This window comes from Exiguobacterium sp. s63, from assembly GCF_018617335.1.
In the GTDB taxonomy this organism is placed as follows: Bacteria; Bacillota; Bacilli; order Exiguobacteriales; family Exiguobacteriaceae; genus Exiguobacterium.
Genome location: NZ_JACSKB010000001.1, coordinates 933,478 through 945,938 on the forward strand (window position 1 = coordinate 933,478; position 12,461 = coordinate 945,938).

The following is a 12,461-nucleotide window of genomic DNA, read 5'->3' on the forward strand; positions in this document are numbered from 1 at the left end:
AAAGTCGGGTTTTTCTTTCGTTTTGCAGGATTTTCATCCTGCGACCCGAAAACGGAAGTATGATGAAGGAAAAAAGGAGGTGCCGGATGGGTCAACCCCGTTTTGCTAAAATTCCATATCGTACCTACACGATGGCGCTCGCGGTCGCTTGTCTCATCGGCGTCCTATTGTTCGGGCTTGGCATGAGCTTTTATTGGCATGAAAAACAAGAAGCCATTGACGTGACAATCGCGAACTTGAAACAGGCGGCCGATTTGGCTGGCGTTGAGGCGTATGTGACGTTGTTCGAAGCAGCGACGCGTTATGAAGCTCAATCCAATCAGACGACGTCGTTCCTATCCACACCGTATAAAGAACGCGCTTTGCAATACAACGAACGACTATTGAACGACTTCGAGGCAGGTGTGAATGAACGGGAGCGTGAGACGCTCCAGACGTTTTCTCAGGATTTGACCCGGATTCTTGACGAAGAACAGTTCGACGCAGTCCCGACCGATGTCATCAGTTCCATCAATCGACGCTGGCTGTATCAAGCGCTCGAACAGACGAATCAGTCGAATGCGGCTTATGAATTGACCGATGCCATCATGCGGATGCAATCAATGCTTATGCGAAATGGAGATGCCTTGTTCCGCGAACCGGTCGACGAGACACAACTCGAAACGAGCGTGGACATGGTTGTCGGTGAAGCTTCGCTCATTCAATCCATCCTCGAATCGAACGAGACGCTCCAAACGAAAGCGATTGTAGATGTGGCAGAAAGCGGGCAATCATTCTCCAATATGGCGAATCGCGAGGCCTCCTTAGAAGCCCGTTATGTCAATTCGACGAACGTCTACGAAGATGCTTACGGGGCCCTTCGCTCGGTTCGTTCGACTTCCGAGACGATGCTTCAAGAAGAGAGTAAACATTACAGAATTCTTGCCACTGCGTCATTTGTGATGACGTTACTCTTATCGCTTGGACTCCTATTCTTGCTCTACTATACGCGCAATCGTTACAATCACGATTTGGCACATCTCAAGGCACGGGCACTCGCCATCGACCCGAGTCTAGCACCCGTCGAGGCGACATTCCCGAAAACGCACGACTTCCGCGGAATCGAGGACGAATTACGTGAGATTGCCGCAAGCGTACACTCGACCGTTCATGAACTCGAGAATCAGTCACACGACCTCGTGCGCTACCATGAGCGGTGGTCATCCCTCTTTTCCGAGACGGGACTTGCTATCGCGTTAATGGACGACTCATATAATTTGATTGAACGAAACGAGATGTTCCGGCAGTTTTTCGGTGACCGGAACTTATATGAGATCAACCAATTGTTCACCGAGACGGGTCGCCGCCTGTTCGAGCAAGCGCTTGAAGGTGTGACCGATCAAGGGACGAGCGCCCAGTTCATCATTCATTTAAAGGGAGAACATCTCCGCTATCTGAACGTGAAACTGACGCCGCTCAAACGAGAAGAAAAGATGACGTATTATCTCATCGTCGAGGATGAGACGGACCGGGTCGAACGGGAACGAAAAGTCGACCGCCTCGTCCGGTTCGACTTAGCGACCAATCTCTATAATGAGTATGGCTTCATCCGCAAGTGGGAAAAACAAGAGATTGACGGCGTATTCGTCCTCATTCGGATTCACGATTATCATCACCTCGTCGACTGGTATGACCCGGCGTACGCCGACCTGCTTATGATTGAGTTCGCGCGTGCCGTCGAGTCCCGTCTTTCGAAATATGCCCAACATCTGTTCGGACGATATCGAGACGACACGTTCATGCTGTATGTCAAAGGGTTCTCGTACGAAGACGAGCATGAGTTGTTGGAACTCTTCCCAACAGAAGTGACGGTGAATCATAAACGACAAAACGTTCACATTCAAATCGGAGCGACCGAGACGGAGGCGACGTACAATGATTGCCTGTTCAAAGCGATGAAGGCACTGCAACACGCCAAAGAGACACGCACCCCCTCGGTCTGGTATGACTCCGAGATTTTGGCCCAGATGCAACTCGCCGCACTGATTGAACAAGCGCTCCCGGATGCTATTCGAAAAGGTGAACTGACGGTCGCCTATCAACCACAAGTTGAATTGAAAACAGGTCGCATCGTCGGAGCCGAGGTGCTCGCCCGTTGGACCCATCCGGACATCGGCGTCATTCCTCCGAACGAGTTCATTCGCGTCGCGGAACGGTCCGATCAAATTCTATGGCTCTCCCATAATATTCTCGACCAGACGATTGCACAGCTCGTCGCGTGGCAAGGAACTGCGTTTGAAGACATCTCCTTGTCGTTCAACTTGTCGGCCCACTCGGTCGACCCATCCATCGTGACGAAGCTTCGGGATTCGATTGAAGTCTATCCATGGCTCCCGGATCGGTTGAAGATTGAATTGACCGAATCGTCGGATATCATGTCGTATGCGAGCGAACTCGAGCGGTTAGAAGATATCGCCGACCTCGGCTACTGCCTCTCGATTGACGACTTCGGGACGGGATACGCTTCATTCGAAGCGATTTGGCACCTTCCGATTCAAGAAGTGAAGATTGACCGGATGTACGTGAGTGGGAAGGCGAAAGAAAGTACGTCCTTCTTACGTGCCGTCTCGCGCTTTGCGAACGAGCAACAGCTGACTGCTCTCGCTGAAGGGATCGAGACCGAGAACGACTTGTCGCGAATGCTTCGTGAAGGTGTCGAGCTCGGGCAAGGTTACTACTTCTCCCCCGCTTTAGACGCGGCTGCATTCGAATCATGGGTCAACAAAAAGGGACACTCGCATTGAGTGTCCCTTTTTCAGCGTGAACGAATGGCTTCATATAATTGCCTCGTCTCTTCGACCGAAGACTGATTGAGATAAATCGGTTCCTCTGACCAGTCGAGTCGAATGACCGGTTCGACATCACGATCGATAAAGAGAAGGACATCCTCCCCTGCCTCCGTCCGAAAATGACCCGTCAGACGGGTTCCCGTGTCTGCTCCGTTCGTCCGACGCGCGATCTCCGGCAACGTCGCCCATGTCACATTGTCCACATCATCAAATGGGACCTCACGACCATAACTGCCTTCGATCACGATTGCCTCATCCGTCACGGTCACCTCCGTCGGTTGACTGAACCAAAACAAGAGGGCCGGCACACCGACGAGCAAGACGACGGACACGATGATGATGGGAATGAGTCGCTTTTTGCCGTCCGGTCTCAAGCGTCCCGCTTCATCATAAATGTTGCCATCATAGCGCTGCATCCGCCAAAGCATCCCGACAATGAATACCATCAGGACGAGAAAGAACGGTTCGAGCGGGACGTTCCAGCCAGCCAAATCGATGAGCGCAATGATGAGAAACATCGCACCAATGCCGTAGCACATCCAGGCAATCAGTCGCGCCACTTTTTTGATGTCGACCCGCTCCTGTCTCTCTTTCGACATCGTATTGTAGCCGGAAATCAGATGGTACCAACCGAATCGGTCCACCGCGAATCCGAGCGTAATCACGATTCCTGCAACTAATATAAGAATCCACATATGCCTCGCCTCCTCTCCTTTCTTTACGTCTCGATACTCACAAAAGATTCACATCTCGCAAAAACAGGACCGCCTATATGCGCGGTCCTGAACAGGTTTAGTTTGAAGTCGGTGTGTTCGACGGACGTTGCATCCGTCCGATTCCTTCGTACGACACATCGCCTGGGTCACGGGCGAACTTCCATGCGTTCCGTGCATCGATCAATCGGCGCTGGCGCATGCCATTGAAGGCATCTGGTGCCAAATTCACGATCTCATCCCATTCTGTGACGAGAATGGCATAATCGGCTCCCTCCAAGGCCTCTTCGACCGTCGTCGCTTGTGGATAGTCCCATGTGGCAACCGGGTCATACCCGATCACGTCCACGTCACGGGCCACCATATGGTGGGCAAGTAAGATCGATGGGGCATCCCGCATATCGTCCGTTCCCGGTTTGAATGCCAAACCAAGGATGGCCACGCGCATGTTCGGTTCAACGTTCAATTTTGAGAGCACATACTCGATTTGCGACTCATTCACTTTTGCCGCAGCCCGGATGACACGCAGGTCAATCTCGTTCTCACTCGCGACGTGAAGGAGTGCATTCATGTCTTTCGGGAAACAAGAACCCCCGTAACCGATCCCTGCGTTCAAGAATGAACGTCCGATACGTGGGTCAAGTCCCATTCCGTCCGCAATTGTTGAAATGTCCGCGCCTGCTTGATCAGCTAAACGCGACAAATCGTTCATGAAGCTGATTTTCGTGGCCAAAAAGGCGTTTGAGGCGTATTTAATCAGTTCTGCGTTAATCGGCGTCGTACAGATGAGCGGAACACCGAGGCGTCCGTAGATACCTGCCAACTCTTCTGCGACCTCTAAATTTTCACATCCGATGACGACACGGTGTGGTTTCATGACATCTGCGAGGGCACGTCCTTCTTGTAGGAATTCAGGTACAATCGCAAACGTATGAGAAGGGTACATCAAATTTAGTAAATCCGTCGTGCCAGGTGGGACCGAGCTGCGAATGACGATTTTATGTTTCGTGTTTAGCTCCGAGAGGACCGCTTCGATATAGGATAAGTCACAGCTTCCATCCGGCTTGCTTGGTGTCCCGACTGCAAGAATCAAATAATCGACCTGTTGCGTATCCTCGATTCGGCTCGTCAATTGGATTTGATCGGCGTGTTCTTGTAACACCTCTGCCATGCCTGGTTCATGGAATGGCGGGTGCCCACTCATGAGAAGGCGTAACTTCTCTTCGTCCGCTTCAACCCCGACCACGTGATGACCGGCTTTTGCCAAACCACAAAGTGTAGCCAATCCAACGTATCCTAAACCAACTATTCCAAATTTCACATCAGTTCCTCCTTCAATCATCTTATATAAGCGTACCGAAACACGCCTAAGAAGTGAAGCTTCTAACACTCTCTCGATATTCTTTGCTATAATGAGTCAAAATGATGGGTGAAAGGACAAACCGCATGGGCTTAATCGCTTTTTTCTTGGTTACATTGTTCGTTTATTTTTGGCTTCCAGTCCGGGGGGGACTGAAAACATTTCTACTCGTTTTGATCATGGTGAGCGGATGGCTCTCCATCTTCGAATTGGTCTCGATTCTTGAAGCGAGACCGTGGGTGTTCGCACCCATTCTACTCGTCATTGTTGCTGTGATTTGGAAAGTACAGCGCGACCGCAAACGAGAGCTAAAGAAAAGTGTTTGACCTCGGTCAGGCGCTTTTTCTTTTTGTACTATTCTACACAAGGTGTAAAGCTCCTGCCTAATGAAAAAAGAAGCGCCATGATGCGCTTCTCATTTCCGTTTCACTCATTCAAATGGATGAATACATCTTCTCATAATAGGAACGATATGCTCCCGACACGATGTCCTCGACCCACTCCGGATGATTGCGATACCATTCAATCGTTTCTTCGATGCCTTGTTCGAAACGATATCGCGGTGTCCATCCTAGCTCTTCTTTCATTTTTGTCGCATCAATCGCATAGCGCCGGTCGTGTCCTGGCCGATCGGCTACAAATTGAATCCGGTCTTCGGGTAAGTCAAACGCCTGTAAAATCGTTCGAACGAGCTCGAGGTTCGTCTTCTCGTTGTGCCCACCAATATTGTACACTTCTCCGACTCGCCCGTTTTGGCGAACGAGATCGATGGCCTCACAATGATCTTGAACGTGTAACCAATCCCGGATGTGTCCCCCGTCTCCATATACCGGAAGCGGCTTGCCGGTCATGCAGTGATGAACCATGAGCGGAATCAATTTTTCAGGAAATTGATATGGGCCATAGTTGTTGCTGCAGCGGGTCATTTTAATCGGTAACCCGTACGTCTCATGATAGGAGCGGACGAGTAGGTCTGCCCCTGCTTTTGAGGCCGAGTACGGACTGTTCGGTGCGAGTGGGGTGTCTTCCGTGAAGTAGCCCGTCTCTCCGAGCGATCCGTACACTTCATCCGTCGACACATGGACGAAACAAACATCAGCTCGGTATTCCCGACTATACTTGTCGTCCGGGTATCGTTTCCAATGACGTAGGGCCACATCAAGCAAGACTTGTGTCCCAAGAATATTTGTCGATAAGAACAACTCAGGTTCGAGAATGCTTCGGTCGACATGCGATTCCGCAGCGAAATGCACGACTTCGTCAATCTCAAAGAGCGAGAACAGTTCATCGATCGCCGGACGGTCTCGGATATCCACTTTACGAAACACATAGAGCGGATCGGTCTCGAACGCTTTGACGTTCTCTAGATTACCAGCATAGGTCAAAGCATCGACATTAAGAATTCGCGACGTCGGATGTTTTTCCCGCAAGTGTTTTATGAAATTTGATCCGATGAACCCGGCTCCGCCAGTCACTAGGATTGTATGCATTGGTCTGTTCTCCTTCCTCTAGCAGTGAAATCAAATATTGGCCATAGTCTGTCATCTTAAGCGTCTGACCGATATCGGCCAACTGTTCACGTGTGATGAATCCACGACGCCAAGCGATTTCTTCTAGACAGGCGATGTAATAACCTTGACGCTCTTGAACGGTTTGAACGAAAATCGAGGCCTTAATCATTCCTTCCGGCGTTCCTGTATCGAGCCAAGCCATTCCCCGACCGAAGAGGACGACGTTCAACTCGCCCCGTTCCAAATACATTTGGTTGATGGATGTGATTTCAAGTTCTCCACGCGGAGATGGTTTGACTTGTTTGGCGAACTTGACGACTTGGTTGTCGTAGAAATAAAGTCCCGGTACCGCATAGTTTGATTTCGGGACTGCCGGTTTTTCTTCAATCGATAAGACACGGTGGTCGGCATCAAACTCGACGACCCCGAAGGCGCGAGGATCTTTGACCGGATATCCAAATACCGTCGCCCCCGACTTCCGCTCTTTCGCGTCTTGCAAGAATTGCGTCAAGTTTGGTCCGTAGAAGACGTTGTCGCCGAGAATGAGGCAAACCGAGTCATCCCCGATGAACGATTCTCCGAGAATGAAGGCGTCGGCGAGACCGACCGGCCGCTGTTGTACCTGATACGTGATGGAGATGCCGAGCTGGTGTCCGTCACCGAACAGTCGCTCGTAGCCCCCGATATCTTTCGGGGTCGAGATGAGCAGAACTTCTTTGATCCCGGCAAGCATCAAGACTGACATTGGATAATAGATGAGGGGCTTGTCGTAAATCGGTAACAATTGTTTCGAGACTGCCTTCGTCATCGGGTAGAGACGTGTGCCGTTCCCACCCGCTAGAATGATTCCTTTCATCGTTCGTTCCCTCCTTCAAGGATTACGTCACAAATGCGGTCGACCGTCTCTCGTGTCATGTCGGGATAAAGCGGTAACGTGATTACTCGATCCGAGACATATGTTGCGTTTGGTACGGATACATCAAATGCGTAACAGGCAAAATCGGTGACGAGTGGATAAAAATACTTGCGTGCGAGGATGCCATGTTGTGCTAAGTATGCCATCAATCCATCACGTGCCTCTTTACCCGGCGTGACGAGAATCGGATAATACGCGTAATTGGAGTCGGTTTGCTCGTTCCGAAGGTTCAATCGTAAAAACGACGCCTCCCCCAATCGTTCATCATACCGTTCAACTAAGCGTTTCCGTTTATCAATATCTGAATCGATTCGCGGAAGGTTGCACCGTCCCATCGCTGCTTGAAACTCATTCATTTTGGCGTTTCCCCCGACCGATTCAACCGTTTCTGGACCTGTGATTCCAAAGTTGACCGCTTGATGGATGGCCTCGACGTAACGTTCCTCTCGAAACGTCAATGCCCCTCCTTCAATCGTATGAAAGACCTTCGTCGCATGAAAGCTGAACATCGTGAGGTCTCCGAACGTCGCGACGTCACGTCCTTTGTGACGTACACCGAATGCGTGCGCTCCGTCATATAACACCCGAAGTCCATATCGTTTGGCAAGTTGCTCAATCGCATCCACGTCACATACATTTCCGTAAACATGAACGGGCAGGATTGCCGTTGTCCGTTCCGTGATTAACGCCTCAATCTTGTTGACATCAATCGTATAGTCGACCGGATTGATGTCACAAAAGACCGGCGTAATCTGTTTTCGAATTAGCGCATGTGTCGTCGAGGCGAATGTGAATGGGGTCGTGATGACCTCACCTGTCAACCCGAGCACGTCAATCGCCGTCTCGAGCGCTAAATGTCCGTTCGTCAAAAGAGAGACGTGCGGGACGTGGAGACGCTGTTGCAGCTCTTCTTCAAGCGCACGCACATGCTCGCCGCGATTGCTCAAGTGACGGGATTCCCAAAGCGGGCGAATCATGTCGACGTATGCATCGAACTCAGGCATGCTCGGGCGCGTCACAGGAACGTTTGAAATCTCTTGTTTTGATGAATTCATCCAAATCCCCTCACTTTCATCTACATCTAATTGAATGAAAATGTGCCAAGTAGTTCACGAACACGTGTCTTTGAGTTGAACATAAGTACGTCAATGATGGATAAATTCGGAACAAATTCTCCTCCAAATTGTCGGTACACGATCGGTTGCATTTCGAGAAATTCAAGATAAACCCCTTCGTTTTCAAACGTCTCCCGTTCATAAATCACTTTCCCACCGATTGGATTAATGTAGTGCGTTGCATCAAAGCGGTGACATAAATCGAGAAGCCGAGCTTCTTTTTTTAAATTCATCTCATTTTCAAAAGAGGAAGTGTAATAAATCTTCGTATCCAGTTCGAGATAATCCTTAATGGTTTCAAGTTGAAATCCAAGATAACGCGCAACGTTCATTTCGTCATGTCGCAATATTTTTTCAAGATGTGGCATTAACTCCGAATAATAAGGTGCTTTATGATATGCATGGTGTAATAACGTTAACTGGCGTTCAATCGTTTGATCCGGATTCGCTCGCAAATGATCTAAGATGAGTCGATTTTGACTCATTTTTTGAATTGGTAACGTGAAGGGATGCGCCCTCCCGTTCAATAAGATTTGATTACGATGAATCCAACCTTTTTTAATAAAGTGGACGTCATCGAATATGAGAAAAAAATCGACGATGGCCATGAGCTGAAAGTATCCGAGATACGGAAAGAAGTATGGTTGCATGATGGCGATTTTCATCCTTTTCACCACCTAGGCCAATCTTCGATCGCGTAACCGAATAAGCCATTCAACCACGTGTGGCTGATGTAACATCAAGTATGGTCGAATGCGTTCAATGCCAACAAATCGATCAAGATAGCGGGAATAGCGTGATGAGCGAAGAACATCATACTCTCCTTTCAACCGATGAAGACCTACTTCAAAGGAAATACGAGATAGTTCTAGGTCCTTATGATATTTCCCTTGCGTATACTCATCGAACACATCGATGAAATGAATGAATTGTTCATGCCGCTGAATGTCTCGTTGTCGATTCCCTTCATTCCAAATCGTTGTGGCAGATCCTTCGACACCATATCGATAAACCCCCATCACATCCGGCATATAATAAGCATAGCCTTTGCTTGCCACATAGAGCCTCGTTGATCCATCACTCGCTGGAGTATCCTTTAACCATTCAGGTGCCGAGGCGACAAGTCCGTTCGGATAAAGCATCGACATGGATGGAATAAATCCGAGAAGCTGTAATTCCCCTGCATCGTAAGTTCGAGCCGTTTTTGAAGCAAGCTTTCTGTTTTCTGGCATCCATGGAATCACTCGCCAATTATGATGAAATACACCATTTGTTTCAACATACGCATCGTGGAAGCAAAGTGTACACGCTGGATGGGCCTCCATATAATCCACTTGTTTTTGTAGTTTCAACGGATCAATCCAATAATCATCCCCGTCACAGATGGCAACGTATTTCCCCTGTGCCCGTTCTTCATTGAAACGATTCATGAATACGCCTTTAGAATATTGATTCTCCGTTTGATATATCGCTTTGATTTTATCCGGGTGTTTTGCCTCATAAGAACGAATAATCTCTGCCGTCCCGTCCGTTGAAGCATCATCGTGAATCAAAATTTCAAAATCAAAATCTGTTCGTTGATTCAAAAAACTTTCAATTGCTTGACCGATATATGCTGCATGATTGTAAGTGATGCAGTTGATGCTGACCATCAACATGAGCTTCCCTCCTCTCAGGACACTTCGGATTCGTACTCCTCAACTTTTTGCGCATAAGTGTCTGGTGACAGAACATCAAACGGTTCATTGACCCACATGACCGTGATTAAATCAACCGTTCCTGTGTTTTCAATGTTGTGCACATATCCTGGCGGGATATCAATGACTTCAAGCTGCTCACCACTGACATGAAAGACCATCACTTTCTCATGATCAATGGCGCGCAACCGAATGATTCCCTCCCCGCTAACGACGATAAATTGTTCATGCTTCGTATCATGCCAATGCTCCCCTTTTGTCACACCTGGTCGAGCAATGTTGACCGATACTTGCCCACGGTCGGGTGTTTTAAATAACTCTGTGAACGATCCTCGTGCGTCTTGGTGCATCTTGAGTGATGTCGTCATTCGTTCCATCGGTAAGTAACTCACATACGTACTATATAGTTGCTTGATGAAACGATTAGACAAATCAGGAATACCTCGTGCCTTTCGAACTGTCTCAAATGATTCAATCGTTCTTGCGACATCAAATAATGTCATGTCATGTGAGATTACCACTGGGTATAGTTCGGCAGGTTCATTTAATACTGATACGAACGATGCCACGACATCATCAATGTGTGCCAACGTCATGAGGCGCTCCGGATTTAAAATTTCGAGTGTTTGTCCATGAGCTACTTGATGACAAAACGTTGCGACGGCGCTATTGTAAAACGGACGTGCCCACTTCCCAAATACATTTGGTAACCGATACAGGTACACATTCGTTTCAGCTCGTTCCGCGTATATGAGTAATGTCTCTTCCGCTTCCCTTTTACTCACTCCATATGGATTATTCATTTGTGCTTGTGTTGACGATGCAAACACAACCGGAACGGGATTGTAAGAGAGTAATTCCATCGCAATGGCTTCAGTGAATCCAACATTTTCGGAAGTGAAGGCATCTGGATTATTCGGTCGATTGACGCCTGCAAGATGGTATACGAAGTCTGCTCGCCGAAGTGCTCGACTTCGTTGAGCCGGACTAGTCTGTCTTGTAATGGGAAGCACTGTGTGACCAAGCCGTTGTAAAGCAAGAACGAGATGTTTCCCTAAAAAACCGTTGGCGCCTGTGACGACGATGTCCATATGGATCCCTCCTCTGTTCTATCTGGTGTGACATGGATGCTTATCCAGTTCTCAGGATGATCAAGCAACTCAATCATGGCCCCTACATTCGGAAAACTGACAATGAGACTGCCGAGGGCCCGATTCGCACCCTCAAACCGATAGACGTCGGCACCAATGTCAACATTGAAGTGTGTCGCTACGACCGTATAATCACCTGGAGCAAATGTAATCCCTTCAAATTTGCCGTTCTGTTGGCTCCCTAGAATAAAATACGATGAGGGGACCGTGACAGGGCGTTGTTCAAGTAATACCTCTTTACCAAGCGCCAGATTGATCGTCGCTTCGACGAGGTCGACACCTGTCGCCTGCTCAATGATTTGAGGAATATAGTTTCCTCCGTTCCGGGGACCGATGTCCATCAAATAAACATCGTCACCTTTGACAAAAATATCGAAGTTCAGCGGTCCTTGATTCATACCAACCCGTGTGATCATTCGTTGGAGTGTCGCATGGACACGTTCGAGCGTCTCATCCGAATGTACACTCGGGAAGCTTGCCCCAATCGGCGCGAACGGATTGACTCCGTTGACATTGAAGTGACTGTTGCCAAAACAACGGAAAATGAGTTCCCCTCCGATCACAAATCCGTCCCCCGCCACTTGATATCCATCTCGTGTCACCCATTCCTCCAACACGATTTCGTGGGTGAATGAGACATCAAATGCCGCTTTAAACTTTCGACGAACATGCTCTGCATCTTCCGTACGGGTGACGCGACTAATTCCTTTACTTCCGGATGCATCCGCTGGCTTTACAACATATATCCCATTTAGGGTGGATAACGTTTCTTCTGCCTCACTCATTTCATGGAATGTGAATGCTTTTGGTACGGCGAATCCGTTCTCGGACAAAAATTGACGAAACTTCCCTTTGTTCGTCAATGTCTCGACGGTTTGATAGGAGTTTGTCTTAAGTCCGAGTGCCTCGCTAACAAAGGCGGCTGTTCGTGAGGCAGGATCGGAAGCGTAGGCCAAGATTCCATCGATTTGTTCATGTCGAGCCACATCGAGTACTGCCTGTTGATCAAGCGAGCTGATGGCATAATAGCAATCCGCCACAAGGCGCCCAGGATTATCCGGTAAGTAGTCACAGAGAATCGTAAAAATTCCTTTTTCTTTCGCTTTCTCAATGACAGGTACTTGGTGCTTTGCACCTCCGAGCAACATGAGTTTTAACATGCGAGACGTC

At 48.7% G+C, this 12,461-nt stretch carries 11 protein-coding genes; 2 read left to right on the forward strand and 9 right to left on the reverse strand.

Annotated elements, in window-relative coordinates:
- Positions 1-86: 86 nt before the first annotated feature.
- The gene (locus tag KNO90_RS04680; protein WP_214741971.1) at positions 87-2,783 is read left to right on the forward strand and encodes an EAL domain-containing protein; all 2,697 of its coding nucleotides are present in this window, start codon (positions 87-89) and stop codon (positions 2,781-2,783) included.
- 11 nt (positions 2,784-2,794) lie between these two features.
- On the opposite strand, the gene KNO90_RS04685 is transcribed toward KNO90_RS04680, so the two are convergent.
- Positions 2,795-3,523, reverse strand: coding sequence for a DUF3784 domain-containing protein (locus KNO90_RS04685; protein WP_214741972.1), 729 nt, complete (start codon positions 3,521-3,523; stop codon positions 2,795-2,797).
- Between the two features lie 97 nt (positions 3,524-3,620).
- On the reverse strand, positions 3,621-4,862 hold the full coding sequence (locus tag KNO90_RS04690; RefSeq protein ID WP_214741973.1) for a UDP-glucose dehydrogenase family protein: 1,242 nt from the start codon (positions 4,860-4,862) through the stop codon (positions 3,621-3,623).
- 104 nt (positions 4,863-4,966) lie between these two features.
- Here KNO90_RS04690 and KNO90_RS04695 point away from each other — a divergent pair, with 104 nt between their 5' ends.
- Positions 4,967-5,227 (forward strand): hypothetical protein, encoded by a 261-nt coding sequence (locus KNO90_RS04695; RefSeq protein ID WP_214741974.1) that lies wholly within the window; start codon positions 4,967-4,969, stop codon positions 5,225-5,227.
- 108 nt (positions 5,228-5,335) lie between these two features.
- Here the strand turns inward: KNO90_RS04695 and rfbB are convergent, their stop codons facing one another.
- Genes rfbB through KNO90_RS04730 form a run of 7 tightly spaced genes read right to left on the reverse strand, consistent with a single transcriptional unit; the run spans position 5,336 to position 12,451 of the window.
- Positions 5,336-6,391, reverse strand: coding sequence for a dTDP-glucose 4,6-dehydratase (gene rfbB, locus KNO90_RS04700; protein ID WP_214741975.1), 1,056 nt, complete (start codon positions 6,389-6,391; stop codon positions 5,336-5,338).
- Positions 6,297-7,268: a glucose-1-phosphate thymidylyltransferase RfbA gene (rfbA, locus tag KNO90_RS04705; RefSeq protein ID WP_214741976.1), complete on the reverse strand. Its 972-nt coding sequence runs from the start codon at positions 7,266-7,268 to the stop codon at positions 6,297-6,299. Before rfbA ends, rfbB begins: the two co-directional genes overlap by 95 nt.
- Positions 7,265-8,383 (reverse strand): DegT/DnrJ/EryC1/StrS family aminotransferase, encoded by a 1,119-nt coding sequence (locus KNO90_RS04710; RefSeq protein WP_215113115.1) that lies wholly within the window; start codon positions 8,381-8,383, stop codon positions 7,265-7,267. The genes rfbA and KNO90_RS04710 overlap by 4 nt, the downstream gene beginning before the upstream one ends.
- 26 nt (positions 8,384-8,409) lie before the next feature.
- On the reverse strand, positions 8,410-9,108 hold the full coding sequence (locus tag KNO90_RS04715) for a WbqC family protein (protein WP_251127322.1): 699 nt from the start codon (positions 9,106-9,108) through the stop codon (positions 8,410-8,412).
- Between the two features lie 12 nt (positions 9,109-9,120).
- Complete coding sequence (locus KNO90_RS04720; protein ID WP_214741978.1) at positions 9,121-10,101, reverse strand: glycosyltransferase family 2 protein; 981 nt, start codon at positions 10,099-10,101, stop codon at positions 9,121-9,123.
- A gap of 14 nt (positions 10,102-10,115) precedes the next feature.
- Positions 10,116-11,231: a polysaccharide biosynthesis C-terminal domain-containing protein gene (locus tag KNO90_RS04725; RefSeq protein ID WP_214741979.1), complete on the reverse strand. Its 1,116-nt coding sequence runs from the start codon at positions 11,229-11,231 to the stop codon at positions 10,116-10,118.
- Complete coding sequence (locus KNO90_RS04730) at positions 11,195-12,451, reverse strand: ATP-grasp domain-containing protein (RefSeq protein WP_214741980.1); 1,257 nt, start codon at positions 12,449-12,451, stop codon at positions 11,195-11,197. Before KNO90_RS04730 ends, KNO90_RS04725 begins: the two co-directional genes overlap by 37 nt.
- Positions 12,452-12,461: the final 10 nt, after the last annotated feature.